This is a genomic window from Paraburkholderia sp. 22098 (assembly GCF_052045935.1).
Classification (GTDB): domain Bacteria; phylum Pseudomonadota; class Gammaproteobacteria; order Burkholderiales; family Burkholderiaceae; genus Paraburkholderia; species Paraburkholderia caledonica.
This window is the reverse complement of the sequence record NZ_JBQEPV010000011.1, coordinates 174,367-199,522: the sequence shown is the minus strand read 5'-3', so window position 1 is coordinate 199,522 and position 25,156 is coordinate 174,367. Positions and strand designations below refer to the sequence as shown.

Here is a 25,156-nt window from a genome sequence, read left to right as displayed (position 1 = left end):
CTTACAAGGAGTTACATATGAAGCGTGTCCTTCTGATTTCGTTGCTGGCGAGCGCCGGTCTTTTCGCAAGCGGCGTTTCGAACGCACAGTTGAATCTGAAGCAGTTCGGCATTGGTGGCGGGGACACATCCGCGGATGCTGGCGCGGCATCGTCTGGCGGCATATCGCAGTTGTTGCAAACGTACGTGGGTGCGAATCAGCAGGTGCTGAGCGGGCAGTCGTCGCTTGCGTCCGCAATGGGTCTGTCGAGCGCGGCCGGGCAGGCACAGCAGGCCGCGGGCTTGCTGAGCGGTGGTACGCCGTCGGTCAGCCAGTTGACGCAAGTGGGCAGCACGCAGCAGTCGCTGTCGCAAACATTGACGCAGGCATTTGCCAGCCGCGTGGGTGGAACGGGCAACGCAACGCAAACGCCGGTGAACAAACAGGCGTTCACCGACGGCCTGGCGTCGCTCGGTAAAGGCGTCAGTCAGTATTCGAGCTTGCAGTCGGGCCTCGGCAGCATCGGGCAGATGAATCCTGCTTCGCTGTTGCAGGCCGGCATGAATCCGCAGACCGCGCAAAGCGCGTCGTATATCGCGCAATCGGCACCGGGGCAGTTGCAGTCGCTGATGTCGACGCTCAGTTCCGCGGTACAGTTCGCAACGAGCAACGGTATCAGCGTGCCGTCGATCGCGAAGTCGGCGCTCGGAGGCGGGCAGTAGTGTAACTAGAACCAGACGGACGACGCCTATGTCACACACACTCGATCTCGACAACTACTTCGAGCGCATTGGTTATACGGGCCCGCGTGCGCCGACGCTCGAAGTGCTGAAGGCAATTCACCGGTTGCATCCGCGAGCCATTCCGTTCGAAAACCTGAATCCGCTCACGCGTCGCGCAGTGAAGCTGGATCTGGAATCCGTCGAAAGAAAACTCGTTGACGATCGCCGGGGCGGCTACTGCTTCGAGCAGAACGCGCTGCTCGCGAACGTACTGATCGAATTGGGCTTTCAGGTCACGCCGTTGATTGGGCGAGTGCTGTGGGGCCGGGAGCCCGACGCGGTTCCACCTCGTACGCACATGGTGCTGCGAATCGATGTGGATAACGAAGCATGGATCGCGGACGTGGGTTTCGGCAGCGTTACGCTGACATCGCCGGTGCGATTGACGCCGGGTCTTGCGCAACGCACGGACCTTGGCATCTTCCGTCTCGCCGACGCTTCCCACGACGCGCTGTATCTCGAAGTGCAGGCGCGCGATCAAACGTGGTCGCGCGTCTATCGCTTCGATTTGCATCCGGTCGAGTGGATCGATTACGAAACGTCGAACTGGTACACGTCGACGTCGCCGGAAGCGATCTTCGCGAACAATCTCATCGTGTGCCGCGTGTTGGACGAAACGCGCCTCACTCTTCTGAACGATCAACTGAACGAGCGCGCCGCGGACGGCAGTATCGTCCGCGAGCAGCGCCTCGCAAGCGCTGACGAACTCGCGGCCTGTCTGCACGATCGCTTCGGACTGAAGACTAGCGACATCGACCTGGCGGAAATATTTGACCGCGTGCGCACGCGGGCCGATTCCGAGTAATTCCTCGCCCGCACCGTCGGTCCTTTTGCCGGGCTGACGTATCCCCGCAGCGCACCTTCGCGTTGCATTCGTCGAACCTGTCTAGACAAAGTGCACCATGCCGACGCATCCGTTGCGGCGCGGCAGGGGTGCGCCTTTGTCGCTAATGCCCTCGGAAAGCCCCGATCCACCGCGCCTTATAGGGGCTTACCCGATGATCAGGCAATTTTTCCAAGAATCTGCTTGCGACGGCTTTTTGACTCATGCAGACTTGTCTATACAAATTCAGCGGCGCTCAGAACGCTGGTCCGCATTCCGGTTCGACGGTTTCCTCAATCAAAGGAGTTTCGACGTGAAAGTGAAACGCACCACGGCAGCAAAAGCATTGATCGGCGCCGTGCTCGGCGCCGCGGCGATTTTGGGCGCACCGGCGCAGGCGAAGGAATGGAAGACGGTGACGATCGCGCTCGAGGGCGGCTATGCACCGTGGAACCTGACCTTGCCCGGCGGCAAGCTCGGCGGTTTCGAACCTGAACTGGTTGCCAACCTCTGCGAGCGCATCAAGCTGCAATGCAACCTGGTCGCGCAAGACTGGGACGGCATGATCCCGGGTCTGCAGGCCGGCAAGTTCGACGTGTTGATGGATGCGATCTCGATCACGCCGGAGCGCGAAAAGATCATCGCGTTCTCGAAGCCGTATGCGGCCACGCCCGCCACGTTCGCGGTGGCCGACGCCAAGGTGCTGCCCAAGGCCGCAGCGGACGCGGGCGTCGTCAAGCTCACGGGCGATCCGAAGTCCGATCAGCCGACCGTCGACGCGCTGCGCAAGCAGTTGAAGGGTAAGACCATCGGCATCCAGTCCGGCACTGTCTATACCAAGTTCATCAACGACGGCTTCAAGGACATCGCCACGATCCGCGTCTACAAGACGTCGCCCGAGCGCGACCTCGATCTGGCGAACGGTCGTATCGACGCGTCGTTCGACGACGTGACGTACTACGCCGCGAACATCGACAAGAAGGAAACCGCATCGATCGTGATGGCCGGCCCGAAGATCGGCGGTCCGATCTGGGGTCCGGGTGAAGGCCTCGCATTCCGCAAGCAGGACGCCGACCTGAAAGCGAAGTTCGACACCGCGATCAGCGCGGCGCTCGCCGACGGCACCGTCAAAAAGCTGTCCGCGAAATGGTTCAAGACCGACGTCACGCCCTGATTCACGAGGCGTTGCACGAATGCTGCATGCGTGGGCGCGAGCTTGCGCGTGCAGCTGTTTCATCGTCCGTCAAGACGGGAGGTAGGCAATGGCTCTGATACAGATGCTCGGCTTCGGGCCGGAAGGTTGGGGCGGCGTGCTGCTGCTCGCGGCGTTGATGACTGTCGCGCTCACGCTCGCAGCGCTCGCGGTCGGGGCCGTATTCGGCGCCCTGGTCGCTGCGGCCAAGCTGTCGCGTCTGCGCACACTGCGCGTGATCGGCGACATTTACACCACGGTGTTTCGCGGCGTGCCCGAACTGCTCGTCATCTACCTGTTCTACTTCGGCGGCTCGACGCTCGTGACGACCGTGGGCCAATGGTTCGGCGCCGAAGGCTTCGTCGGCGTGCCGCCGTTCGTAATCGGCGCGCTCGCTGTCGGCATGATTTCCGGCGCGTATCAGGCGGAGGTGTATCGCTCGGCGGTGCTCGCGGTATCGCGCGGCGAGCTCGAAGCGGCGCGCTCCATCGGCATGCCCACGCTCACCATGGCGCGCCGCATCCTGATTCCGCAAGTGCTGCGTTTCGCCTTGCCCGGCATCGGCAACGTATGGCAACTGAGCCTGAAAGATTCCGCGCTGATCTCGGTCACGGGTCTAGCCGAACTGCTGCGCACGAGTCAGGTGGCGGCGGGCTCCACGCATCAATACTTCACGTTCTTCGTGGTCGGCGGCGCGCTGTATCTGCTGATGACCAGCATCTCGAACCGGGTCTTCAACCACGCCGAGGCACGCGTGGGCCGGTCCTTCAAGCGCAACTTCGCGCGCAACTGACGGCGACGGCATCATGAACTTCGACTTCGATTTTCTGCTCGACACGGTGAAGCAACTGCTCGCCGCCGTGCCGACCACACTCGGCCTGTTCTTCTGTTCGCTCGTTCTCGGGGGGCTGCTGTCGCTCGTGATCGTCACGATGCGCGTGTCGCCGCACTGGCTGCCAAACCGGTTCGCGCGCGCTTATATCCTCGTGTTCCGCGGCTCGCCGCTGCTGATCCAGATGTTCCTCGTGTACTACGGCATGGGTCAGTTCGGCGTGATTCGCGAGAGCTTCATGTGGCCGGTGCTGCGCGAGCCGTATATGTGCGCTGTTTTATCGCTCGCGCTCTGTACCGCTGGTTATACGGCCGAGATCATTCGCGGCGGCCTGATGGCCGTGCCGGTCGGTCAGATCGAGGCGGGTTACTCGATCGGTCTGTCGGGCTTCGGGCTGCTGCGCCGCGTGATCGGCCCGATTGCACTGCGCCAGTGTCTGCCCGCTTATTCGACCGAAGCCGTGCTGCTCGTCAAATCCACCGCGCTCGCGAGTCTCGTGACGGTGTGGGAAGTGACCGGCGTCGCGCAGCAGATCATTCAGCAAACGTATCGCACGACCGAAGTGTTTATCTGCGCCGCGCTGATCTATCTGTTCCTGAACTTCATTATCGTGCGCGCACTCGGCATGCTTGAAACGCGACTGTCGCGGCATCTGCGTGCGGCGCCCAGGCAGACCGCGCCGAGCCGGCCAGTGTCCGCCACTACCGAAGCACGCCGCGCCGCGCCCTGAGCGCCCGGCCATTCCGGATGAACCTGGAGAATTCCATGAACGCTACGGCACCCGTTGCACTGTCGGTCAAGAACATTCACAAATCGTTCGGCGACCACCACGTGCTCAAAGGTATTTCGCTCGACGCTCATCAAGGCGATGTGATCTCGATTCTCGGCGCGAGCGGCTCGGGCAAAAGCACCTTCTTGCGCTGCCTGAATCTGCTGGAGACACCCGATGACGGTTCCGTCGCGCTCGCCGGAGAAGAACTGAAAATGAAGCGCCGCGGCGACGGCAAGCTGCAACCGAGCGACCGCCGCCAGGTGGACCGCGTGCGCTCGCAACTCGGCATGGTGTTCCAGAACTTCAATCTCTGGTCGCATATGACGGTGCTCGAAAACCTGATCGAAGGGCCGATGCGCGTGCAAAAGCGCAGCCGCGCCGAGTCGGTGGAAGAAGCCGAGGCGCTGCTCGCGAAAGTCGGTCTCGCGGAAAAGCGCGGCCACTATCCCGCGCATCTGTCGGGCGGCCAGCAGCAGCGTGTGGCGATTGCGCGCGCGCTTGCCATGCATCCCAAAGTGATGCTGTTCGACGAACCCACGTCGGCGCTCGATCCCGAACTCGTTGGCGAAGTACTGCGCGTGATGCGCTCGCTTGCCGAAGAAGGGCGCACGATGCTGGTCGTCACGCACGAAATGGGTTTTGCGCGGCACGTGTCTAACCGAGTGATGTTCCTGCATCAGGGCCAAGTGGAAGCCGACGGCACGCCTGACGAAGTATTCGTCGAATGCAAGTCGGAACGCTTCCGTCAATTCGTGTCGAGTCATCAGGACCGCACGACCAACTAATCCGTATCGCCACGCACTCTACCGAGCAGAGCAACATCATGGCCGTGATCCGTTCCGATCGTCCTCTCGACTGGGCCCAGGTGGCGGCGGTCGCCGCCGGGGAGCCGCTCGAACTTTCCGCCGACGCCCGCGCGCGCATTGCGGCGGCAAATGTACTGGTGCAACAGATCGTCGATCGCGGCATTCGTGCGTACGGCGTCAACACGGGCGTGGGTGCGTTGTGCGACGTGATCGTGTCGCCCACCGAACAGCGCACGCTGTCGCGCAACATTCTGATGAGTCACGCAGTCGGTGTCGGCACGCCGCTCGGTGTCGCCGAGACGCGCGCGATCATGGCCGCCGCCGTCAACAATTTCGCGCATGGGCACTCGGGCATCCGTATCGAGGTCGCCGATCAACTCGTGGCCTTGCTCAACGCCGACTGCCTGCCTGAAGTGCCGGCGTTCGGCTCGGTCGGTTATCTGAGCCATATGGCGCATATCGCGCTGGTGTGCATCGGCGAAGGTCATGTGCGATATCGCGGCGAGCGTATGAAGGGCCGCGACGCGTTGCACATGCTCGGCCGCGAGCCGCTCGTGCTGGAAGCGAAGGAAGGCCTCAGCCTGATCAACGGTACGCCGTGCGTGACCGGGCTTGCCGCATTGGCGCTTGCACGCGCGGTGCGTCTGCTCGATTGGACCGATGTCGTCGCCGCAATGAGCTTCGAGAATCTGCGCGGCCAACTGGCAGCATTCGACGAAGACTCGCTCGCGCTGCGCATTTCGCCGGGGCTGAACCTCGTAGGCGAGCGCATGCGCACCGCGCTTGCCGACAGCGGCATTCTCGCGGCCGTGGTCGGCCAGCGCACGCAAGATCCGCTCAGCATGCGCACCATTCCGCACGTGCACGGCGCGGCGCGCGACGTGCTTGCCGCGACCGCCGACGTGGTCGATCGCGAACTGGCGTCGATCACCGACAACCCGATTGTCGCGGGCACGCCGGAAGATCCGCGCGTTTATTCGCAGGCGCATGCGGTGGGCGCATCCATTGCGCTTGCGATGGACAGCCTCGCCACCGCCATCGCGCAGGTTGCCGCAATGGCCGAACGGCGGCTCGATCGTCTCGTCAATCCGCTGGTGAGCGGCTTGCCCGCGTTTCTGGCCGAGCCTGGCGGCACCTGCTCGGGCTTCATGATCGCGCAGTACACGGCGGCCTCGCTGGTTGCGCAGAACCGGCGGCTCGCGCTGCCAGCGAGTCTCGACGGCGGCATCACGTCGGGCTTGCAGGAAGATCATTTGTGCCACGCCACGCCTGCCGCATTGAAGGCGCTGGAAATCATCGACAACGCGGGGCGCATCGTCGCGATAGAACTGCTGGCCGCGGCGCAGGCCTACGACCTGCAAGCCACGGACGCCCCACCGGCGCCGCATACGCAGGCGTTGTGGCAGCGCGTGCGGCAGATCGTGCCGACGTATCGCGACGACCGTCCGCTCGCTGACGACATGAGCGTGGCGTTCCGGATGATCGCTGGCGAGGCGCCGCCGCCGTTGCCTGGTCCTGACAAGCTGAGGCAGCGCAATTTCAGTGTCGTTGCGGACGCGTCTATCGGGAAGCTCGCAGCGGCCAGTAACTTGCCCGCTGCCGCAAATAGTGTGAGCGATAGCGCGGGCGTGATGAACGTAGCGGGCCATGTCGCCATTGCAGGCGGCGCGCCGGTTGTCGCTCACGTGGCCTGACACAGACATATCCGGTGAGCGGGCTTACCCGCCGGCGAACCGACCGAGGTGTCCCCAAGGGACTTACTGCGGGCGTAAAAGCGGTACAACGGATGCGATCCGCAACCCACCCACGAGGTCGGAGTGAACACAACTACAAATGAGCAAAAGCGCGCACAACAAAGCGCGGAGACAGTTGCACAGGCCGGTGCGCAAGAGGGTGCGCAAGAGGGTGCACAAGCGGGTGCACATGCGGGTGCACATGCGGCCCCGCAAATAAGCGCGGCAAATGGCGGCAACGCGGACCGCGCCGTGTGCAAGGAGACGCCCGCGAAAGCAATGCCCGCCTATGAACAGATCAAGCGCTATGTGATCCGGCGTATCAGCGAAGGCGACTGGAAGCCGGGCGGACTGATCCCGTCCGAAACGGAACTGGTAAAGGAGTTTGGTGTCGCTCGCATGACGGTGTCGCGCGCGTTGCGCGAATTGACCACTGAGCGCGTGCTGACCCGTGTGCAGGGGTCCGGTACGTTCGTCGCGCCGCAGCGCTATGAATCGACGGTGTTGGAAATCCGCAATATCGCCGACGAAATCACCGCGCGCGGTCATCGTCATTCGGCCCGCGTGTTGACGCTCGAACCGAGCGACGACCCGCAGGCGCTCGAAGCGCTCGGCCTGTCGAGCGGCCCGGCGTTCCACTCGTGCATCGTGCACAGCGAAGAGGGCGAGCCGATCCAGTACGAGGATCGCTACGTGAACCCGAAGGTGTTTCCCGAGTATCTGCAGCAGGACTTCACCATCGAGACGCCGAATCACTACATGGTGCGCCTTGCACCCATCCAGCGCGCAGAGTTTCGCATCTACGCGCAGAAGCCGGACGCGTATGTGCGCCGTCATCTGTCAATGGAAATCGGCGAGCCGTGCTTGCAACTATGGCGTCGTACGTGGGTCGGCGAAGACGTGGCCACGTCCGTGCAGTTGTGGCATCCGGCGTCGCGCTTTCATCTGGCGGGCAATGTGTGACGGACCAGCACGGCGCCGGCACGGCACGAAACCAGGTTGTGGACGCGTGAAGCGTGAAGCGTGGCGCGTCAGCCTTGCCGTTGCGACATATCCGGCGAGAAGCGGCAGCCGAGCCGGTACCGCGAGCCGGGATGTACGAACCGCGCGAACGTCACCGCAACACCGCTCGTCCAGGTACGACGCACGAGCGTGAGACAGGGTTCTTCCGCGCGAATTTCGAGTAGTCCGGCTTCGGCCTGAGTCGGTAATCCCGCGTCGACAATGTGTTCGACGTCGTGCGCAGGCACCGTTTCGAACAGATACTCCGACGGCCTGATCGCCGAAAAATCCTGCTGCAAAAAATCCGGCGCAATGGCGGGATTCACGTAGCGATCCTCCAGTTGCACCGGCAAGCCGTTCTCACGGTGCACGCAAACAACATGAAAAACCGAAGCGGCCGGCGCGAGCCCTAACGCATTCGATACGACGACAGACGCAGTCTCGCGCTGCAAAAGCACGGTACGGTAGCTGTATTCGTGTCCGCGTGAGCGAATCTCGTCGCCGATATGCGCGATCATCAGGAGCGTGGATTGCGGCCTTGCTTGCGCGACGAACGTGCCGACGCCCGACACGCGCGTAACGAGCCCTTCGTGCGCCAGCTCGCGCAGCGCGCGATTGACAGTCATGCGCGAAACGCCCAGCGTCGCAACGAGGTCCAGTTCGGAGGGCAGACGCTCGCCTGCCTGACGCGCGCCCGATTCGATGATGCCAAGAATATGCTGCTTGACCTGCTCGTAGCGTGCAGCCGGCGCCTCACCTGCAGCGCTCGTACCCGCAGCCGCGTCGCGCGTGCTTCGAACCGCGGCGGCTGGCGGCTTGCCGTGGGCTTTGTGGCTCTTGCCGCGAAGCATGGAGGACATCGGCAGCCCCTGGTTACTGTCCGCGCAATGCGGTCGGGGCAGGGCGCGCGTTCATAGCGGCTCTGCGTCGTCTGGGCCGCGCGCCCAGAATGCGTTGCGGTCGAAGTAGTTCTGCAGGAACTGCCGCAAGCGCGGCTGTCCGGCGTCATGGAAAACTTCGCGCGGTTGGCCCTGAACAGCAATGCGCCCCTGGTCGATGAACATGACTTTGTCCGCGACCTGCGCGGCAAAGCCCATTTCGTGAGTGACGACGGCCATCGTCATGCCGTCGCGCGCGAGTTGCTTCATCACTTGCAGTACCTCGCCGACGAGTTCGGGATCGAGCGCCGAAGTGGGTTCGTCGAATAGCATGATGTGCGGCTCCATGGCGAGCGCTCGCGCAATCGCCACGCGCTGCTGCTGGCCGCCCGAAAGTTTCGCCGGGTACGCGTCGCCCTTATTCGAGAGGCCCACTGTTTCCAGCATCGCGTTCGCGCGGCGGCGCGCGTCGGCGTGCGGCAGATGCCGCACGCGCAGCAGCGCTTCCATGACGTTGCCGAGCGCCGTCATGTGCGGCCATAGATTGAATTGCTGGAATACCATGCCGACGTTACGCCGCACGCGATTGATTTCGCCTTGCGTCGCACGCACGCGCTTGCCGTTGCGCTCGCTGTAGCCGAGCAGTTCGCCTTCGATGCGCACGTCGCCGTGATCGTACGTTTCAAGCGCAGCGAGGCAGCGCAACAGTGTGCTCTTGCCCGATCCGGAAGGCCCGATGATGCATACCACCTCGGAGCGGGCAATCTCCAGATCGACGCCGCGCAGCACTTCGACTTCGCCGAAGCGTTTGCGAAGATCGCGCACCTGGATCAGCGGCGATCCATGTCGGGCGTGAACGGCGGACGCGGAGGAGGGCATGTCGGCGATAGCGTTCATGAAGTGATCCGATTCCTTTTATGCCATGAAACGCGCGATGCGGGTTTCGGCCCACATGCCCGCGCGCGACGTCAGTTCGACGAGCGCGAGATAGCACACGCACAGCATGAGCAGCGTTTCCACGAAAGCGAAGCTTGCCGAGCCGATGCCGGTCAGCACGAACGTCAACTCGGGGACCGTGACGATGGACAGCACAGCCGTCTCCTTGCTCAACACGATGATGAGGTTGGTGAGCGCGGGCACGATCAACACCAGCATTTGCGGCATCTGGATGCGCCACACGGCCTGTGTGCGCGTCAGGCCGAGACACGACGCCGCTTCGAGATGGCCGGGCGGCACAGATTGAAACCCGGAGCGAAATGCTTCGGCGAAATACGCACTGCCATAGAGGCCGAGACCGAGCACGCCGGCTGTCATCGGTTCGAGCGTGAGGCCGAACGACGGGCCGCCGTAGTAGAGCAAAAACAGTTGCACGAGAAATGGCGTGCCGCGAAAGAGCTCGATATAGAAGCGCAACAGGCCGCGTACCCAGCGTCCGCAAAAGAGCTGCAGCACCGCGATCAGAAAGCCGATCACCATGCCGATCACGACTCCCGCGGCCCAGGTGCCGAGCGTGGTGGCGAGGCCCGCTGCGATCGGCTGAAGATTGTGCGTGATGACAGTGGGATCGAACTGTTGCATAGCAAAGGCTCCGGGCCGATCAGGCGTGCTTCAGACGGAACTCGGCGGCATGCGCGATCAGCGCGAGCGCACCGCAAATCACGAAGTAAATAAGTCCGGCGGCAAGATATGCCTCGAGCGGTCTGTAAGTACTCGCGGCGATGTTCTGCGCGGTGCGGGTCAACTCTGCGACACCGACAACCGAAATCAGCGACGAAGCCTTGATCAGCAGCACCATTTCATTGACGAGCGACGGTAGCGTCAGGCGAAACGCCTGGGGCACGAGAATGCGCCGAAGCGTGTCGAACGGCGAGAGGCCGAGCATGCGTGCAGCTTCTATATGACCCGGCGGTATGCTGAGAAAACCGCCGCGCAGAATTTCGGCAATGTACGAGGCCGAGCACAGCGACACCGCGCTGATCGCGGCGACGAGCGGCGATACGTTGATGCCTGCGAACGGCAGCAGGTAATACACCAGCAGCAATTGCACGAGCATCGGCACGCCTCGAAAGAAGAACACATACGCACCGCCGAATCTGCGCGCGGCGCGATTCGGCGACAGGCGCGCTGCGCACACGCCGACCGCGACGAAAAAGCCGATGAAAAGGCCCGTCAGCGAAACGCCGATGGTGGCAAGCGCCGCGTGCAGCAGGAGCGGCATGCCCTGAACGAAGACGGTCGTGCTGAACATGGGCGTCGACCTCGCCAATGTGCGTTAGGTACGCATTAAACAGGCACTAGCGTGCGCTGAGTATGCGTGCAACGTGCTTCTGGAACGAACTCAATAGTTCGGCGCGGGCATGGTCGTGGGGGCGTCCATTGCAACGCCGAACCACTTCTTCTGCAAAGTCGCGAGCCGTCCGTCGTTGTGCATTTTCACGAGCGCCGCATTGAACGCGTCTGCGAGCGGCTTGCTGTCGGCGTCTTTGCGCAGGCAGTAAGCAAAGTACACTTTCGCGCCGAACGGCGGCTGCACAACTGCGAAGGTTTCAGGACGCTGTTTGGCGACGTAGGCAATGTTGGTCATTGAATTCGCCACCGCGGCAATGCGGCCGGCGGCGAGGTCGGCATACGCCTGATTGTTGTCGACGTATTCGCGGATTTCAGGCGGCTTCGGCAACGTGGCGACATATGCCTTCAGCTGATCGAGTTGAGCCGAACCCTTGCCGGCGCCCACGGTCTTGCCCGCGATGTCCGACGATTGCTTGAGCGCGGTGTCGTTCGCGCGCTTGAGGAGCGCGTCGGTGGCGTCTGCAACCGGCAGCGTGTATGTGTAGCGTTCCATGCGCGCCTTGGTGACGGTGAGTGGGCCGCCTACCATATCGAACTTGCCCGCTTCGAGGCCGGGCAGCACGCTCGGCCACGGCAAGTCGATAAAGCGCACCTTCACGCCGAGTTCCTTGCCAACCTCGGCGAACAGATCCTTGTTGAAACCGGCCTGTTGACCGTTTTCGAGGAAGTCGAAAGGTGCGAACTGCATCTCGGTGCCAACCACGAGTTCACCGGCCTTCTTCACTTTGGCGAGCTGGTCTTCCGCATGAGCGGCAACACTTGCGGCGCACAATGCCAGCACGACCAAACGACACTTCCAGCCTGAAAGGATGCTCATGAGATTCTCCGGTTGGCAAAGCGAGGACCGCACAAAGCGGTTCGGCGCAAGTCATGCGAGGCAGTATATACCGCAGTATTTGCGCGAAATAAATAAACCCGCCAGTAGAGAAAAGCCCTTATAGGAAGAGCCGCGCGTTCACTTGCGAGCACGCTTTTGGCGGTATATACCACTGCAATGACCTGGCGACCCGCCGGTCCGGCCGGTCCTCTTACGGAGCAACGCGATGCCTGTGACCCGTATTCCACTCATTGACTTTGCCGGCGTGGGCGCGGGCGACCCGCATGCGTTGCAGCGCGTGGCGCGCGAAATTAGCGAAGCGTGCACGACGATCGGGTTCTTCTACATCGTCAATCACGGCGTGCCGCAAGCGACAATCGACGCGGCGGCACAGGCGGCGCGCACGTTCTTCGCTTTTCCACCCGAGATTAAACGGCGCGCGGCGGTCAACCATCGGCATCGCGGTTTCAATGCGCTTGGCGACGCGACCATGTACCAGGCAAAACGGCCCGATTACAAAGAGTTCTTCAGCATCGGACTCGAACTGCCCGAAGACGACCCGGATGTGCTCGCGGGCCAGGCGCTACGCGGACCGAACAACTGGCCGGAGTTCATGCCCGAGCTGCGTCCCGCGTTGTACGGCTACTACGAGGCGGTAGGCGCATGCGGCGCCGATCTGCTGCGCGCGGTGGCGGTCAGCCTTGGCGTCGACGAACATTTTTTCGCGCCGCGTTATACGAAGCGGATGCAGCGCACGCAGATGGTCTACTATCCGCCGCAGCCGCCTCAGTCGGACGAGGATCAGTTCGGTGTGGCGCCGCATACCGATTACGGCTGCATCACACTTTTGTGGCAGGACCAGGTGGGTGGCTTGCAGGTGCGCGAAATCGCTAACGATACGTGGATCGACGCGCCGCCTGTGGAGGGCAGCTTCGTCGTCAACGTCGGCGATCTGCTTGCGCGCTGGACCGACGACCGGTTTCGCTCGACGCTTCATCGCGTGATCAATGCGTCCGGGCGTGAGCGTTATTCGATCGCGACGTTCTACGATCCGACCTACGGTGCAATCGTCGATCCGCGCGATCTGGGCGCGAGCGCGGACCATTCGAAGTATCAGCCGGTGGCCGCGGGCGACTATATTCTCGGGCGCATCAACGATTCAATGGGCTATCGGAAAAAGCACGCTGCTCAAACGACATAAGCAAACAGGTAACCGAAGGAACACTTGCATGACCGACAACAGCAACGCGAACCCGCCGCTCAGCACGGCTGCGCTCACTGCACCGCTTGGCGCAACGCTCGACGCGCTGCGTGCCGCGCTCGGCGACGAGGCGGTGCGCGTGGGCGACGAGATCGGCGAGCGCGCGCTGACCGACTGGACGCGTCACGCTCCGACCCGGCCGGCCGCATTGCTGCTGCCGCGCAGCACCGAGGACGTCGCACGTGCGCTCGCCATTTGCCATGCCGCCTGTCAGCCAGTGGTGCCGCAGGGCGGTATGACGGGCCTCGCCGGCGGAGCGATTGCGCGCGCCACCGACATCGCGTTGTCGCTGGAACGCTTGACCGGCATCGAGGAAATCGACGCGGCTTCCGCCACGCTGACCGTACGCGCCGGTACTACCTTGCAAACCGCACAGGAGGCGGCGGCGCAGGCGGGCTTTGAACTCGCGCTCGATCTCGGCGCGCGCGGCTCATGCCAGATCGGCGGCAATCTTGCAACGAATGCAGGCGGCAATCGCGTGATCCAGTCGGGGACCGCGCGCGACCAGGTGCTGGGTCTCGAAGTCGTGCTCGCCAATGGCGACGTGCTGACCTCGCTTGGCAAGATGGTCAAGAACAACACCGGCTATGACCTCAAGCACTGGTTCATCGGCTCCGAAGGCACGCTCGGCATCATCACGCGCGCGGTGCTGCGGCTTCATCCGCAGCGCGCCGCGCGTCACACGGCGCTCGTCGCACTCGACGGCTATGATGCGGCCGTCAATCTGCTTCGGCGTCTGTCGACGAGTTTCGGCAACGACATCGGCGCATTCGAAATCATGTGGCCGGACTTCTACGAATTCGGCGTCAAGCTGACGGGCGCCCGTTCGCCGTTCAACGGATCGCATCCGCTCTACGCGCTGATCGAACACGCGAGTTTCGATGCAAGCGACAACGGCGAGCGCTTTTCCGCTGCGCTCACCGACGCGCTCGAGCAAGGCGCGATCCGCGATGCGGTGATTGCGCAATCCATGGCAGACGCGCGTGCGCTATGGGCAATTCGCGAATGCACCGCCGAATTTCCAGTGCGGCTCGACGCGATCAATTTCGACGTGAGCCTGCCGATCAGCGTGATCGGCGACTTTGTAGAACGCTGCCGCGCGGCCCTGAACGAACGGTGGCCCGGCAACGAGTCCTATTTCTTCGGGCACATCGGCGATTCGAATTTGCATGTCACCGTCGACGGCCATTCGATCCCGGGCGTCGATCATCACGCCGTGTACGCGTTCGTTTATGAAATGCTCGGGCCGCTGCACGGTTCCGTGTCGGCTGAACATGGAATCGGTTTGCTCAAGCGCGAGTTTCTGCCCATCTCGCGCTCGCCTGCCGAACTCGCAGCCATGGCAGCAATCAAGCATGCGCTCGACCCTCACGGCATTCTCAATCCAGGCAAGCTGTTCTGAAATGCGGCTTTAGTGCGCGTTCAGATAGCGCGCAATAGTCGGATACACATCGACTGCCGCGTTCTTGCCGAAGATGCAGTCGATGTGTCCGTAACCCGGGATCAGATACCGCTCATAAGGCTGCTCGGGAAACGCATCGATGAGCATTTCGTAGGTGAGCGCGGTGCTTTGCGGCACATACGTTTCGTTGCAGTCACCGTGAATGAAGCCGATCGGAATCCGCATGCCCTCCAGGCCTTTCATGCCGCGCGCGCCTTTCAGATAAACGTCGTCTCCGTCGGCGTTGACGACGTTGCCCGCACGCACCATGGCGGCGAGATGCTTGAACACGCCGACGTCATGTACGCCGAGCAGTTCCTGCAGATTCGAATGAAGTGTCTCGCTCACCTGCGCGTGTTCGTACAACAGGCCGTACATGAAAGTCGCGCGATGACAGATCGGGTTGCCGCAGCCCTCGTCGTGATCGACCGGGTAGAGCCGCAGTGCTTCGTCGAACAGATTGTGCGGCCACCTTTCGTCCTTTGTGTAGGCGGTGAGGTCGGTCACGCCGAGGTGCTGCATGATGTCGGGAATATGCAGCCCGGCCTTGATCCTGCCGAGCCGGCCGGGCACCGGATGCGCGGCTACCTGCGATATCACGGCAGAGCGCACGCCTTCGAGTCCCGCCATCAGCGACATGCTCAACGCGAGGCCGCCCATGCAGTGGCCTAGCGCCTGGATATCCGCTGCGCCCGTCACTTCGCGAATCTTTGCAACAGCAGCGGGAATATCTTCGAGCGCGACCTTATCGACGTTCGTCGGTACGAGCACGCTCGGCATTTCAATGCTCACGCGAAGATCCACGAGCCAGACGTCGTACCCCGCGGCGCACAGATATTCGACGAGGTTGGTGCCGACCAGATCCGTCGAGAAGATGCGGCTCGACACGCCCGAGCCGTGAATCAGCAACACAGGGCGCGCGTTCTTGCGCGCGGGATCGACGTAGCGCGTGAGCCGCAGGTGCGTGCCGTCCGGCGTGTCGAAAAAGAACACCTGTGGCGCCGGCGCACGAAGGGCACGCTTCAGGCGTGGTGCCCCGTTCGGGTCGTAGTACTGCAAAGGCGCAGCAACACCGCCATATTCGCTGAACAGCACGCCAGCGAAGAATTTGCCGAACTTCAACGTCCATTCGAGACGCGTTATCAGATCGGGCGCATTGGTGACTTCGAGCGTGCGTTGCTGTTTCAGGAAGTTTTCCGGCGTGATGACCAGCTTCGCGCTGCCGACAGGCGGCGCGTCGATCGACGGCGCGTCGCGAACCTGTGCATACAGCGTGTTCGTCTGCTCCCACAACTCGAGCGGCGACGTACGTGTAATGATCTTTTGCCCGCTCAGATACCAGGTCTTGCCTTCTGCCGAATTGAGCGTCATTCGATAGTTCATGTTGCGCTCGTCAACGTCATTCGGGTCGGCCACGAAGAGATTGAAGGTGCCCTCGGTGATCGTCATTGGCTGCGCGGACAGAGCAGGGCAGGTCAGCGTGCCGGCGGTTCTCGCCATATGATCGGGATTGCCAAGCATATCGGCGAGGTCGTCGGATTCGACGGTGAGCGTGAACGCCATGGGGCTTGCGGCGGCCTCGTTCGCGCCAGTCGGCGTGTAGTGGCCGACCATGGTTTCGGTGAAACGCAGTCCGATCTTCTGAGCGGGTGGCGTGCCGGCGGTGCCTTTCGAATCGTAGTCGATCGTCCAGCCGCGCGATGCCGCCAGCAGCGCGCAATTGCGCTCGGCGAGCGCGGAGATCGTCCACAGCGGATTCACGCCGAGCGACAGGGGCATGACCGCGCCGTCCATCACGTAGAGGCCCTCGTGTACGCCGGTGCCGGCTTTGCCGCTAAAAACGCGGCCCAGATGATCGACCACGCCATGTTCCGCGTCCTCGCCCATCGGGCAGCCGCCAAGCGGATGCACGGTCACGGTCCGATTGCCGAAAATGTCGTTCGAAATCGGATCGCGCAGGTATTTGCCGCCGAGCGGAACCGTCGCTTTCTTTAGCGTGTCCTCGACGGTTGCGAAAATGGTCTGCTTGCCCGCGTTTTCCCATGCGATGCGTGGCCGTCCCTTTTCATTCACGCTGATCTGGCCGCTTTCGTCGTCATGCGCCATCACGAGGTAGCTTTGCGTGTGATTGAGCGCGCCGCGATAGGGTCCGTGCAGCAACCCTTCGACGACCCGTGCGTCGTAAGCAAGCTGCTGTTCTATCGTACGCGGCCCCGAAACGTCCACGCCCGAGAGCGGTGCAGCGGCGCCTAGCATGCCGACGAGCGCCGCGCCGATCGGCCCGGCGAGCGAACCTTCCTCGATCACGAAGCCGTCTTTGACGTCCGCGGTATTGCGATGATCGATCAGCCCAGTAATAGTCGGGCCAACCGGAGGTATGTCACGATCGACATGCGCGCCCCAGCCGACGCCGTTGATCACGTCGTCGGTGTTGTACGCGAAGGCGAGCACGTCGCCGTTGCCCGTGAAGCGCTGGCCGAGCATGGCGGACACGCTCAAGCCTTCGTTGCGCGAACGCAGGAGCAACGCGCTCGAGCCGATTGTTCCCGCCGACACGATCACGATGTCGGCGGTGACGAACAGGTCCGGCGCATCGTAGCTCTCGCGGCCGAGGCGCACGAGCTGGTAGGCGACTTGCCACTTCTGCGTGTCTGCATTGCGCACGACCGAATGCACCGCGGCTCCCGTGAAAATCTGCGCGCCGTGCGCGACGGCATCGGGCAGATAGTTCATGTGCGTGGAATTCTTGGCGTCGTAGTTGCAGCCAGAATTGCAGTCGCCGCAACCGATGCACGCTTTCTGCGGGACGCCGGCCGCGTTGGTGCGGTCCTCGAAGGTAACGGTCACGGGCGGCGTGCTGAAGCGGTCTGCCATGCCGAGCGCCTCGGCGGATTTTTCGAGCGCAACCAGTTTCGGCAATTTGCGGAAGCGCGCCGGGACGGGCGACGGTTCGAGCATGTCCCACGCACGCTGATAACCTTTGTCCCGTCCGGCCTGATCGGCGCGCAACGCGGCGGGCCAGCGCGGGTCGTCCCACAGGCGCGGATCGGCCTTCAACGCGACATTGGCGTTGATCAGCGAAGTACCGCCGAGGCCGCAGCCGACCACGGCGTTGACGTCGTCGTTCACATGCACTTCGAGCAGCGCGAGCGGCGAGCCGATTTGCGCGAGCGCCGTGTTGTATTGCACCTGCTCGGCGCCCTGAAACGGCGTGCGCGGGAACTCGCCGGCCATGAATTCGCGCCCGCGTTCGAGCACGCACACGCTGCGACCCGCGCGCGCCATGCGGCTTGCGGCAATGGCGCCGCCGTAACCCGAACCGATCACGACGACTTCGTAGTGCGATTTCATCGCCGTCATGGCGCTCGATAAGCGGTTCATACTGGACCACCTCGTCAGGAATCGATGCTGGGAAACGGATCCGGGCTGCGCAACGAAGACGGCGCGCTCTCGCGGTTTTTTTATCGTAGGCGGTGCGGGATGACAAAAAAAGGCGCATCGAAGCGATGCGCTACGCGGTGTTGATGCCGCCCCCGGTTTTTGCCTTCTGCGTGGCGCTGATGCATTTGCGCTGTTACGCGGCTACTTCATTCATTTCGCTGTCGTTCGATTCTGCCGCAAGCAGGTTGAGCGCAAGCAGAATGGCGCCGCGATTGTCGACGTCTATTTCGATGCCCAGCACGTCGGTGAGCCAGCGGCCGATCTTCGTGTTGGAAAAATCGTCGGCGGTGGCCGTCTTTTTCATGGTGACGCCGAGTTTGACGGCGCGATAGTGATACGAGGGCACACGATGCTGGGCCGCAACCGCAGACAAACCGCCTTTGCCTTCCGAGCACCAGCCAAGGCTGCCGGCCAGCACGATGCGCTCGGGCTCGTCGAGGCTTTCGATAAATGCGCGAGCTGCGAGCCGCACCCTTTGCTCGTTGAGACCATACTGCAGCAGCACGCTTTGCACGGGGTCTTCCAATGCCTGGGCGTGCAGATCGATTTCCTGCGCCATGCCGTCGGTTTCCATCGACACGTTGCGTTGATGGCCGGCGCTGCGCAGGCAGTCGATCAGATAGCGGCGAAAGTACGCGCACAACGCGTAGCCGTTGGACGGCGCGCTGTCCGCGCAGGCATGCGTTTCCGTGTGGCCGGGCGCGAGGCGCAACACCTTGGAATAAATGAACTGCGCGACCAGTTCTTCCTTGTCTTCGCCGAGCGCCTGCAATTCTAGCGGGTGATACGTGCGCAGGGCCCGCTTGACCAGCTCGACCATCGACACCATCTCGTCGGCGGACAGCTGGGTACGGCGGCGCCATAGATCGGGCAGGATCGCATCGTCGAGATTGCGGACGAACTCGTGGCTCGGAACTGCGCCCATGAAAGCCTCCATTAGGGTAAGGCGAGAAGCGCGGTGAGCCTCGACTGCAGGCGAAGAATCGACGATGGAACTGTTTGGGCCGCGCTATGTTGTGAAAGCAGTATGGTCGCCGCCGACGGCTTCGCATATATGGATTAAGTCGTAGCTGATGGGTAAACTGCCGGGTAAACCATCCGACAGGGCGCCCCTCATTCGTCTGATGAGAAAGCGGTTGCGCCTCGCCGCTGCATTGCCGTAGACCGTGCAAGCTCTTGCGCAACACGCCGGGCCGCGCTTCATGCGAGCGCCGGGCTTTCGCGCCACATCACCGAATTTGCCGTGCCCACAAGGAGACCGCGCGATGCGGGCTGACCCGATCCAGCGTGCAATCGACGAAGACCTGGTGCGCGTGCTGTACGCGCAAGATCCGATCGCGTTCTTCTCGCACTGGTTTTCGATCGCGGTGCTGGTTGCCATTTACTGGCCGGCCATCCCCTCGCCGCCGCTTTTCATCGCCTGCTTCGGGTTCTATGCGGCGGCCAATTGTGCGGGCCTCGCGCTGTGGATCTGCAACCGGCGTTATCCGCATCTCGTTTCGCCGCGCGGCTGGATCAATCTGCATGCGGTGCGCGGCGTGCTGCTTTACAGCGCGCCTGGAATCGCCATCTGGTTCGCGTTCCAGAGTCCGCAGAGCGATTTGCCGCTCTTGCACACGGTGATGCTCGTCACGCTGGCAGCGGGCGTGTTCATGTCGAACGGTTTCGACATGCTCAATTTCGCCACCGCCATTCCGTTCCTGCTGTTCCCGTCGATCCTGCTGCACTTCGGCACGCATACGTTCGACCGCACGATTCTTGCCATCGTGCTCGCGTTCTTCTTCTGCGCGATCAACGTGTATGCGCTCAGCTACCGGAAGCTCTTCCAGCAGGTAGTGCAGGCGCGCGTCGATCAGCAGTACCTCGCGGAATCGCTTGCGCTGCAAAAGCATGTCGCCGAAGAGGCCAGTCTCGCGAAAACGCGATTTTTTGCTGCAGCGAGCCACGATCTGCGTCAGCCGCTGCACGCGATCGGCCTGCTCGCGGCGTCGCTCAACGATCCGGCGGCGACGCCCGCGCAGCATGCGAAGACCGCCGAGCACATTGTCTATAACGTCGAAGCGCTCAATCAGCTGTTCAACCAGGTGCTCGATCTCGCGCGGCTTGAGAGCGGCGTCACGCAGGTGATCCGTCTGCATTTCCGGCTCTCCGAGTTGTTCGAGCGCGTCGGCAGCCAGTATCGACCGCAGGCGGCGGCGAAAGGGCTCGCACTGCGAATTGCACCAACGTCGATGGTGGTCCAGGACGATCCGGTGCTGCTCGAACGCGTGCTGAGCAATCTGCTGTCGAACGCCGTGCGCTATACCGAGGAAGGCGCGATCTGGCTCGGTGTCCGGCGCGCGGGGCGAACCACGGGCGGCTATATCGAGGTGCGCGATTCGGGCATCGGCATTTCTGCTGAAGAGCACGAACGCATCTTCGAAGAGTTCTATCAGGTCGCGAACCCGCAGCGCGACGCGCGTCAGGGTCATGGCCTCGGGCTGCCGACGGTCAAGCGACTGGTCGGCATGCTGGGCGGCGAGTTGCAGTTGCGCTCGGCGCCGGGCCGCGGTTCGGTGTTCCGCTTCCCGGTGCAGGAGGGCGACGCCAGCGCAATCGTCGCGAGCCTGAACGAAGCGGGGGCGTGCGGACCGTCGGCGCAAGGGCGGCAGGTGCTGTGCATCGACGACGAACCGTCGATTCTCGAAGGCCTTTCCGCGCTGCTCGGGCGCTGGGGCTGCACGGTGCGCGGCGCACGCGACGAAGCCGCTGCGCTGGCCGCGCTGGCGGACGGTTTCGTGCCTGACGCGGTGCTATGCGATTACCAGCTGGCCAATCACAGGACCGGCGCGCAGGCGCTCACGGCAGTGCGCAGCATGCTCGCGCACGCAGGCCACGAAGGTGTGGTGACGCTGCTGATTACTGGCGACATGGCGTCGGCCGAACTGGCTGCGCTCGCGTTGCAAGGCATTCCGGTCTTGCACAAGCCGGTCACGGCGGCGCGTTTGCGCCGCACGCTGGAAATGCTGTGGCAACAGGCGGAACTCGACAAGGGCCATCAGGGCGCCGCTTCCGAATCGCCTGCGGGCCACAGCGTCGATGCAGGCGGTGAAGGGACCGTGCTGAGCGAAGAGACTGGCGGCGCGCGGGCGATCATGCCGCAAGGCAGGGCGGGTGTCGAAGTGCGGCATCGTCCGCAGAGCGCATCGCAACAGGAAGGGTAGGCGGCGATAGCAGGGAGGTCGCGGGTTTTCGCAGCAGCGCGGCGCCAGGGTCAAGAATGGGCGCAGGCAAGCACGGGCAAGCACGAGCAAAAGCGGATCTGCGTCACGACGTGCCCGCGGGAGTTCATAAACGCAAGCACATCGCACTGCCGACCACCGCCGCTACAGCGTTTTCCCCGCTTCGAGCCAGCCGTTGATCACCGCGATTGCCATCGACCGGTTGTGCACACCGAGCGCCCGGAAGATCACCGATAGATGCACCTTGACGGTGCCCTCGGCCACGCCGAGTTCGCGTGCAATCATCTTGTTGGTCCAGCCGCGATGCACGAGCCGCATGATTTCCTGCTGACGCGGCGACAGGTTCTCGAGCAGATGCTGCTGATGCGGCTGCAACGCCTGCAACTGTGCGATCGGTTCGGTCAGCGTCGCCGTGCTCTGGCCGGCGCCGCCCGGCGCTGCCTGCTGCGACGATCCAGCACCGGCGCGCTCCGCGCATGAGTCCGCGGATTGGGCGTCGCGTGAGCCAAGCAGGCTGAGCGCTTCCATCGGCACATATGCGCCGCCCGACAGCACCAGCTCGATCGCCTTCAACATGACGCTGGCGGGCTGCCGCTTGGGCACGAAGCCGAGCGCGCCGGCGGCCAGCACCGCACGCATCTCGTCCGGCGACTCTTCGGCGGAAAGTACGACTACCGGGAGAGCCGGATTTGCCTTCAGCAGTATTTCGAGCGACGACGCGCCGCTCATGCCCGGCATATGCAGATCGACGATTGCGAGATCGTGATCGGCGTCGGGCCGCGCCGCGGCGGCGAGTGTTTCCCAGGTATCGGCTTCGTCGAACTGGGCGTCGGCGTCGAGTCCGCGGAGCATGCCCTTGACGCCTTGCCGGATCAATTCATGGTCGTCCGCCACAAGAAACTTCATGATGTCTCCACGAGTCGGGCTTGCGCGTTGTGGACTACCGCTGTTGCTGGGTCTTGTTTTACTTCTGTTGTCGTGAATCGCATCATTGCCGGCTACCCCGTGATCATAAGCCGATCGGTGTGGGGCGGCGGGCCTTGCGGCTCGCCGCCCCATTCTCTGCTGGTGGCATCGCCGGCGCCACGTTTTTATCTATGCCTGATCCAGGCAGGTCTCACTCGCGCATTAGTTCCGGCTTGCTACGTAGACGAGCCGTGCGCGTCGTTTTTGAAGCCGCGGCGGCCCGATGCGAAAGCTTATGCGAGCCGGATAAACCGTACGAGCGCTCGCGCGGCGAGCCGTCATTTCACGGCAAACAGCGTCGCATTCATCAGAAGCTTGAAGGCGAAGCCAAGCGACATGGCCGAGCCCACGCCGAGGCACCATAGCGCGATGAACCAGAGCCAGCCCGGCAGCTTGCGCGCGGAGTTAGTGATAGTGATGTTGGTCGCCATGACGCACCTTGCCTCGAAATACCCAGTAACCCATCGTCGTGTACGCGATGATGATCGGCAGAATCACCGCTGCGCCGACCAGCGTGAAGGTCTGGCTGGAGCGCGGCGCGGCCGCGTCCCACAGCGTCACGCTCGACGGTATCGCATACGGCCACAAGCTCACCAGCAGTCCGGCATAACCGAGCAGCACGAGCAGTAACGCGAGGACGAACGGCGTGTTGTGATGCCGCTCCCGCACCGCCCGTCGCATCAGGACCGCGCAGGCCGCGACCATGAAGGGAACAGGCAGTAGCCGATAGAAGAGACCGTCGTGGAACCAGCGCTGCGCGATGTTCGGGTCTTGCAGCGGCGTCCACAGGCTCACCATCGCGATGAAACCGAGCAGCACCACCGTCAGCGGCCACACCACGCGATGCAGGCGGCGCTGCAGGTCGCCCTCCGTTTTCGCGATGAGCCAGCAGCAGCCCAGCAATGCATACGTGACGATGAGCCCGAGGCCCGTCAGCAGGCTGAACGGGGTGAGCCAGCCGAAGGCGTCGCCGGCATAAGCGCCGTCGATCACCGGAATGCCTTGCAGAAATGCCCCGAGCACGACGCCCTGGAAAAACGTTGCACCCGCCGACCCGCCGATGAACGCGAGGTCCCACATATGCTTCGTGCGGTTCGCCTTCGCGCGAATCTCGAAGGACACGCCGCGAAAGATCAGGCACACGAGCATGAAGATGAGCGGCAAATACAGCGCTGACAATACGGTGGAATACACCATCGGGAACACGGCGAAGAGTGCGGCCCCGCCGAGCACGAGCCAGGTTTCGTTGCCGTCCCAGACCGGTGCGACGGTGTTCATCATCAGGTCGCGTTCGCTTTCCTCGGGGAAGAACGGAAAGACAATGCCGATGCCCAGATCGAAGCCGTCCAGCACGACATACATGAAAAGGCCCAGCGCGATGATTGCGGCCCACACCACGGTTACGTCCATTTTGTTACTCGCAGGCGATCAGGGTTAGGCGGCGTCGATCATCTGATCGGCGGCAGAGAAAGGGCGGCGCGCGGTCTGGTTTGGCGTCTGCCCAGGCACGCCGTGCGGCGTGTGCCCAGGAAGCGCCGGGCCCGAACGCATCAGCTTGAGCATGTAATAGATGCCCGTACCGAATACGAGGAAGTAGACGACCACGAACGCCATCAGCGAAATGCCGACCTGTTGCGCGGTGAGCGGCGACACGGCTTGCGACGTGCGCATCACGCCATAGACGACCCATGGCTGACGGCCGGCTTCAGTCGTGACCCAGCCGGCCAGCAGCGTGATGAAACCGCTCGGACCCATCGCCACCGCGACGCGCTGGAACCACTTAGACTCGAACAGACGCCCGCGACGGCGCAACACCCACGCGGCGACCGACATGACGATCATCAGCACGCCCAGCCCGGCCATGATCCGGAAGCTCCAGAACACCACTGTCGAGTTCGGCCGGTCTTGCGGCGGGAATTCCTTCAGGCCGCGTATTTCGCCGTCCCAGCTATGCGTGAGAATCAGGCTGCCCAGGTGTGGGATCGACACTGCATAGCGCGTGGTCTCCGCCTGCATATCGGGGATGCCGAACAGGTTCAGCGCCGTGCCGCCTTTTTCGGTGTCCCAGAGGCCTTCGATCGCAGCGATCTTGGCCGGCTGATATTCGCGCGTGTTCAAGCCATGCTGATCGCCGACGAACGCCTGGATCGGCGTGAGAATCAGCAGCAGCCACAGCGCCATCGAGAACATCTTCTTGACGGCGGGGTCGCGCCGTCCGCGCAGCAGATGCCACGCGCCCACCGCCGCCACGACGAGCCCGGCGACGATAAACGCCGCGAGCGCCATATGCGCGAGCCGGTACGGGAACGACGGATTGAAGATGATCTTGAACCAGTCGAGCGGCACCACACGGCCGTTCACGACTTCGAATCCTTGCGGCGTCTGCATCCAGCTATTGGACGCGAGAATCCAGAACGTGGAGATCAGCGTGCCGATGGCGACCATCAGCGTCGCGCCGAAGTGTGCGCGCGGACTCACGCGCTGCCAGCCGAACAACATGATGCCGAGGAAGCCGGCTTCGAGGAAAAACGCGGTCATGACCTCGTACATCAACAGAGGTCCGGTGACTGGGCCGGCGAAACTGGAAAAGCCCGACCAGTTGGTGCCGAACTGATAGCTCATCACGACGCCGGACACCACGCCCATGCCGAAGGCGACGGCGAAAATCTTCGACCAGAAGAGGCACAGGTCCTTGTAGTACGCCTTGCCGGTTTTCAGCCAGCGCCATTCGAGCACGGCGATAAAGCTCGCGAGGCCAATGCTCAGCGCCGGAAAGACGATATGGAAAGAGACGGTGAACGCAAACTGGATGCGGGCGAGGTCGAATGCCGATATTGCGGAGTTCATGATCGTGAAGTGCG

Annotated in this window: 22 protein-coding genes; 11 read left to right on the top strand and 11 right to left on the bottom strand. The window is 62.9% G+C overall.

Features of this window, described 5'->3' with window-relative positions; translation table 11 throughout:
• Positions 1-17: 17 nt before the first annotated feature.
• From ACTJLB_RS23370 to hutC (ACTJLB_RS23335), 8 genes are all read left to right on the top strand, one after another.
• Entirely contained in the window at positions 18-701 is a 684-nt protein-coding gene (locus ACTJLB_RS23370) for a hypothetical protein (protein ID WP_020070304.1), read from the top strand.
• A gap of 28 nt (positions 702-729) precedes the next feature.
• Positions 730-1,566 carry an arylamine N-acetyltransferase family protein gene (locus ACTJLB_RS23365; protein WP_440784590.1) on the top strand — a complete coding sequence of 279 codons (837 nt, stop codon included), beginning with the start codon at positions 730-732 and terminating at the stop codon, positions 1,564-1,566.
• Positions 1,567-1,897: 331 nt separating this feature from the next.
• The gene (locus tag ACTJLB_RS23360) at positions 1,898-2,758 is read left to right on the top strand and encodes a transporter substrate-binding domain-containing protein (protein ID WP_020070306.1); all 861 of its coding nucleotides are present in this window, start codon (positions 1,898-1,900) and stop codon (positions 2,756-2,758) included.
• 88 nt (positions 2,759-2,846) lie between these two features.
• Positions 2,847-3,569 carry an ABC transporter permease gene (locus ACTJLB_RS23355; RefSeq protein WP_027780247.1) on the top strand — a complete coding sequence of 241 codons (723 nt, stop codon included), beginning with the start codon at positions 2,847-2,849 and terminating at the stop codon, positions 3,567-3,569.
• A gap of 13 nt (positions 3,570-3,582) precedes the next feature.
• On the top strand, positions 3,583-4,338 hold the full coding sequence (locus tag ACTJLB_RS23350; RefSeq protein ID WP_020070308.1) for an ABC transporter permease: 756 nt from the start codon (positions 3,583-3,585) through the stop codon (positions 4,336-4,338).
• 35 nt (positions 4,339-4,373) lie between these two features.
• Positions 4,374-5,165: an ABC transporter ATP-binding protein gene (locus ACTJLB_RS23345; protein WP_020070309.1), complete on the top strand. Its 792-nt coding sequence runs from the start codon at positions 4,374-4,376 to the stop codon at positions 5,163-5,165.
• Positions 5,166-5,203: 38 nt separating this feature from the next.
• Entirely contained in the window at positions 5,204-6,880 is a 1,677-nt protein-coding gene (locus ACTJLB_RS23340; RefSeq protein WP_440784589.1) for an HAL/PAL/TAL family ammonia-lyase, read from the top strand.
• A 318-nt stretch (positions 6,881-7,198) separates the two neighbouring features.
• Entirely contained in the window at positions 7,199-7,882 is a 684-nt protein-coding gene (gene hutC / locus ACTJLB_RS23335; protein WP_027780245.1) for a histidine utilization repressor, read from the top strand.
• A 68-nt stretch (positions 7,883-7,950) separates the two neighbouring features.
• On the opposite strand, the gene hutC (ACTJLB_RS23330) is transcribed toward hutC (ACTJLB_RS23335), so the two are convergent.
• The 5 genes from hutC (ACTJLB_RS23330) to ACTJLB_RS23310 form a co-directional block, all read right to left on the bottom strand.
• Positions 7,951-8,781: a histidine utilization repressor gene (gene hutC / locus ACTJLB_RS23330; protein WP_310071537.1), complete on the bottom strand. Its 831-nt coding sequence runs from the start codon at positions 8,779-8,781 to the stop codon at positions 7,951-7,953.
• Between the two features lie 51 nt (positions 8,782-8,832).
• Positions 8,833-9,696, bottom strand: a complete 864-nt coding sequence (locus tag ACTJLB_RS23325; protein WP_020070313.1) for an amino acid ABC transporter ATP-binding protein — start codon at positions 9,694-9,696, stop codon at positions 8,833-8,835.
• A gap of 18 nt (positions 9,697-9,714) precedes the next feature.
• Positions 9,715-10,377, bottom strand: a complete 663-nt coding sequence (locus ACTJLB_RS23320; RefSeq protein WP_087754507.1) for an amino acid ABC transporter permease — start codon at positions 10,375-10,377, stop codon at positions 9,715-9,717.
• Positions 10,378-10,396: 19 nt separating this feature from the next.
• Positions 10,397-11,047, bottom strand: coding sequence for an amino acid ABC transporter permease (locus ACTJLB_RS23315; RefSeq protein ID WP_020070315.1), 651 nt, complete (start codon positions 11,045-11,047; stop codon positions 10,397-10,399).
• Between the two features lie 90 nt (positions 11,048-11,137).
• Positions 11,138-11,965 (bottom strand): transporter substrate-binding domain-containing protein, encoded by an 828-nt coding sequence (locus ACTJLB_RS23310; protein ID WP_204523431.1) that lies wholly within the window; start codon positions 11,963-11,965, stop codon positions 11,138-11,140.
• 226 nt (positions 11,966-12,191) lie between these two features.
• On the opposite strand from ACTJLB_RS23310, the gene ACTJLB_RS23305 reads away from it, so the two are divergent.
• Together ACTJLB_RS23305 and ACTJLB_RS23300 are read left to right on the top strand one after the other, a co-directional pair.
• Entirely contained in the window at positions 12,192-13,166 is a 975-nt protein-coding gene (locus ACTJLB_RS23305; protein ID WP_440784588.1) for an isopenicillin N synthase family dioxygenase, read from the top strand.
• Between the two features lie 28 nt (positions 13,167-13,194).
• The gene (locus ACTJLB_RS23300) at positions 13,195-14,628 is read left to right on the top strand and encodes an FAD-binding oxidoreductase (protein WP_440784587.1); all 1,434 of its coding nucleotides are present in this window, start codon (positions 13,195-13,197) and stop codon (positions 14,626-14,628) included.
• Positions 14,629-14,637: 9 nt separating this feature from the next.
• Here the strand turns inward: ACTJLB_RS23300 and ACTJLB_RS23295 are convergent, their stop codons facing one another.
• Positions 14,638-18,048, bottom strand: a complete 3,411-nt coding sequence (locus ACTJLB_RS23295; protein WP_440784586.1) for an alpha/beta fold hydrolase — start codon at positions 18,046-18,048, stop codon at positions 14,638-14,640.
• Between the two features lie 193 nt (positions 18,049-18,241).
• On the bottom strand, positions 18,242-19,033 hold the full coding sequence (locus ACTJLB_RS23290; protein ID WP_087754502.1) for a hypothetical protein: 792 nt from the start codon (positions 19,031-19,033) through the stop codon (positions 18,242-18,244).
• 340 nt (positions 19,034-19,373) lie between these two features.
• On the opposite strand from ACTJLB_RS23290, the gene ACTJLB_RS23285 reads away from it, so the two are divergent.
• Positions 19,374-21,311: an ATP-binding response regulator gene (locus ACTJLB_RS23285; protein ID WP_440784585.1), complete on the top strand. Its 1,938-nt coding sequence runs from the start codon at positions 19,374-19,376 to the stop codon at positions 21,309-21,311.
• A gap of 162 nt (positions 21,312-21,473) precedes the next feature.
• On the opposite strand, the gene ACTJLB_RS23280 is transcribed toward ACTJLB_RS23285, so the two are convergent.
• The 4 genes from ACTJLB_RS23280 to ACTJLB_RS23265 all read right to left on the bottom strand — a co-directional run bounded on the left by ACTJLB_RS23280 (position 21,474) and on the right by ACTJLB_RS23265 (position 25,142).
• Positions 21,474-22,235: a response regulator transcription factor gene (locus tag ACTJLB_RS23280; RefSeq protein ID WP_131317616.1), complete on the bottom strand. Its 762-nt coding sequence runs from the start codon at positions 22,233-22,235 to the stop codon at positions 21,474-21,476.
• A 338-nt stretch (positions 22,236-22,573) separates the two neighbouring features.
• A complete protein-coding gene (locus tag ACTJLB_RS23275) occupies positions 22,574-22,726 on the bottom strand; it encodes a hypothetical protein (protein ID WP_020070323.1) in 153 nt (50 codons plus the stop codon).
• On the bottom strand, positions 22,701-23,705 hold the full coding sequence (gene cydB / locus ACTJLB_RS23270; protein WP_020070324.1) for a cytochrome d ubiquinol oxidase subunit II: 1,005 nt from the start codon (positions 23,703-23,705) through the stop codon (positions 22,701-22,703). Before cydB ends, ACTJLB_RS23275 begins: the two co-directional genes overlap by 26 nt.
• A 24-nt stretch (positions 23,706-23,729) precedes the next feature.
• Positions 23,730-25,142 (bottom strand): cytochrome ubiquinol oxidase subunit I, encoded by a 1,413-nt coding sequence (locus ACTJLB_RS23265; RefSeq protein WP_131317612.1) that lies wholly within the window; start codon positions 25,140-25,142, stop codon positions 23,730-23,732.
• Positions 25,143-25,156 lie beyond the last annotated feature (14 nt).

What these genes read in the sequence shown, in the direction of transcription:
- ACTJLB_RS23370 (WP_020070304.1), top strand. Translation starts at nt 18, where the DNA reads ATGAAGCGTGTCCTTCTGATTTCGTTGCTGGCGAGCGCCGGTCTTTTC.
- ACTJLB_RS23365 (WP_440784590.1), top strand. Translation starts at nt 730, where the DNA reads ATGTCACACACACTCGATCTCGACAACTACTTCGAGCGCATTGGTTAT.
- ACTJLB_RS23355 (WP_027780247.1), top strand. Translation starts at nt 2,847, where the DNA reads ATGGCTCTGATACAGATGCTCGGCTTCGGGCCGGAAGGTTGGGGCGGC.
- ACTJLB_RS23350 (WP_020070308.1), top strand. Translation starts at nt 3,583, where the DNA reads ATGAACTTCGACTTCGATTTTCTGCTCGACACGGTGAAGCAACTGCTC.
- ACTJLB_RS23345 (WP_020070309.1), top strand. Translation starts at nt 4,374, where the DNA reads ATGAACGCTACGGCACCCGTTGCACTGTCGGTCAAGAACATTCACAAA.
- ACTJLB_RS23340 (WP_440784589.1), top strand. Translation starts at nt 5,204, where the DNA reads ATGGCCGTGATCCGTTCCGATCGTCCTCTCGACTGGGCCCAGGTGGCG.
- hutC (WP_027780245.1), top strand. Translation starts at nt 7,199, where the DNA reads ATGCCCGCCTATGAACAGATCAAGCGCTATGTGATCCGGCGTATCAGC.
- hutC (WP_310071537.1), bottom strand. Translation starts at nt 8,781, where the DNA reads ATGTCCTCCATGCTTCGCGGCAAGAGCCACAAAGCCCACGGCAAGCCG.
- ACTJLB_RS23325 (WP_020070313.1), bottom strand. Translation starts at nt 9,696, where the DNA reads ATGAACGCTATCGCCGACATGCCCTCCTCCGCGTCCGCCGTTCACGCC.
- ACTJLB_RS23320 (WP_087754507.1), bottom strand. Translation starts at nt 10,377, where the DNA reads ATGCAACAGTTCGATCCCACTGTCATCACGCACAATCTTCAGCCGATC.
- ACTJLB_RS23315 (WP_020070315.1), bottom strand. Translation starts at nt 11,047, where the DNA reads ATGTTCAGCACGACCGTCTTCGTTCAGGGCATGCCGCTCCTGCTGCAC.
- ACTJLB_RS23310 (WP_204523431.1), bottom strand. Translation starts at nt 11,965, where the DNA reads ATGAGCATCCTTTCAGGCTGGAAGTGTCGTTTGGTCGTGCTGGCATTG.
- ACTJLB_RS23305 (WP_440784588.1), top strand. Translation starts at nt 12,192, where the DNA reads ATGCCTGTGACCCGTATTCCACTCATTGACTTTGCCGGCGTGGGCGCG.
- ACTJLB_RS23300 (WP_440784587.1), top strand. Translation starts at nt 13,195, where the DNA reads ATGACCGACAACAGCAACGCGAACCCGCCGCTCAGCACGGCTGCGCTC.
- ACTJLB_RS23295 (WP_440784586.1), bottom strand. Translation starts at nt 18,048, where the DNA reads ATGAACCGCTTATCGAGCGCCATGACGGCGATGAAATCGCACTACGAA.
- ACTJLB_RS23290 (WP_087754502.1), bottom strand. Translation starts at nt 19,033, where the DNA reads ATGGGCGCAGTTCCGAGCCACGAGTTCGTCCGCAATCTCGACGATGCG.
- ACTJLB_RS23285 (WP_440784585.1), top strand. Translation starts at nt 19,374, where the DNA reads ATGCGGGCTGACCCGATCCAGCGTGCAATCGACGAAGACCTGGTGCGC.
- ACTJLB_RS23280 (WP_131317616.1), bottom strand. Translation starts at nt 22,235, where the DNA reads ATGAAGTTTCTTGTGGCGGACGACCATGAATTGATCCGGCAAGGCGTC.
- ACTJLB_RS23275 (WP_020070323.1), bottom strand. Translation starts at nt 22,726, where the DNA reads ATGGCGACCAACATCACTATCACTAACTCCGCGCGCAAGCTGCCGGGC.
- cydB (WP_020070324.1), bottom strand. Translation starts at nt 23,705, where the DNA reads ATGGACGTAACCGTGGTGTGGGCCGCAATCATCGCGCTGGGCCTTTTC.
- ACTJLB_RS23265 (WP_131317612.1), bottom strand. Translation starts at nt 25,142, where the DNA reads ATGAACTCCGCAATATCGGCATTCGACCTCGCCCGCATCCAGTTTGCG.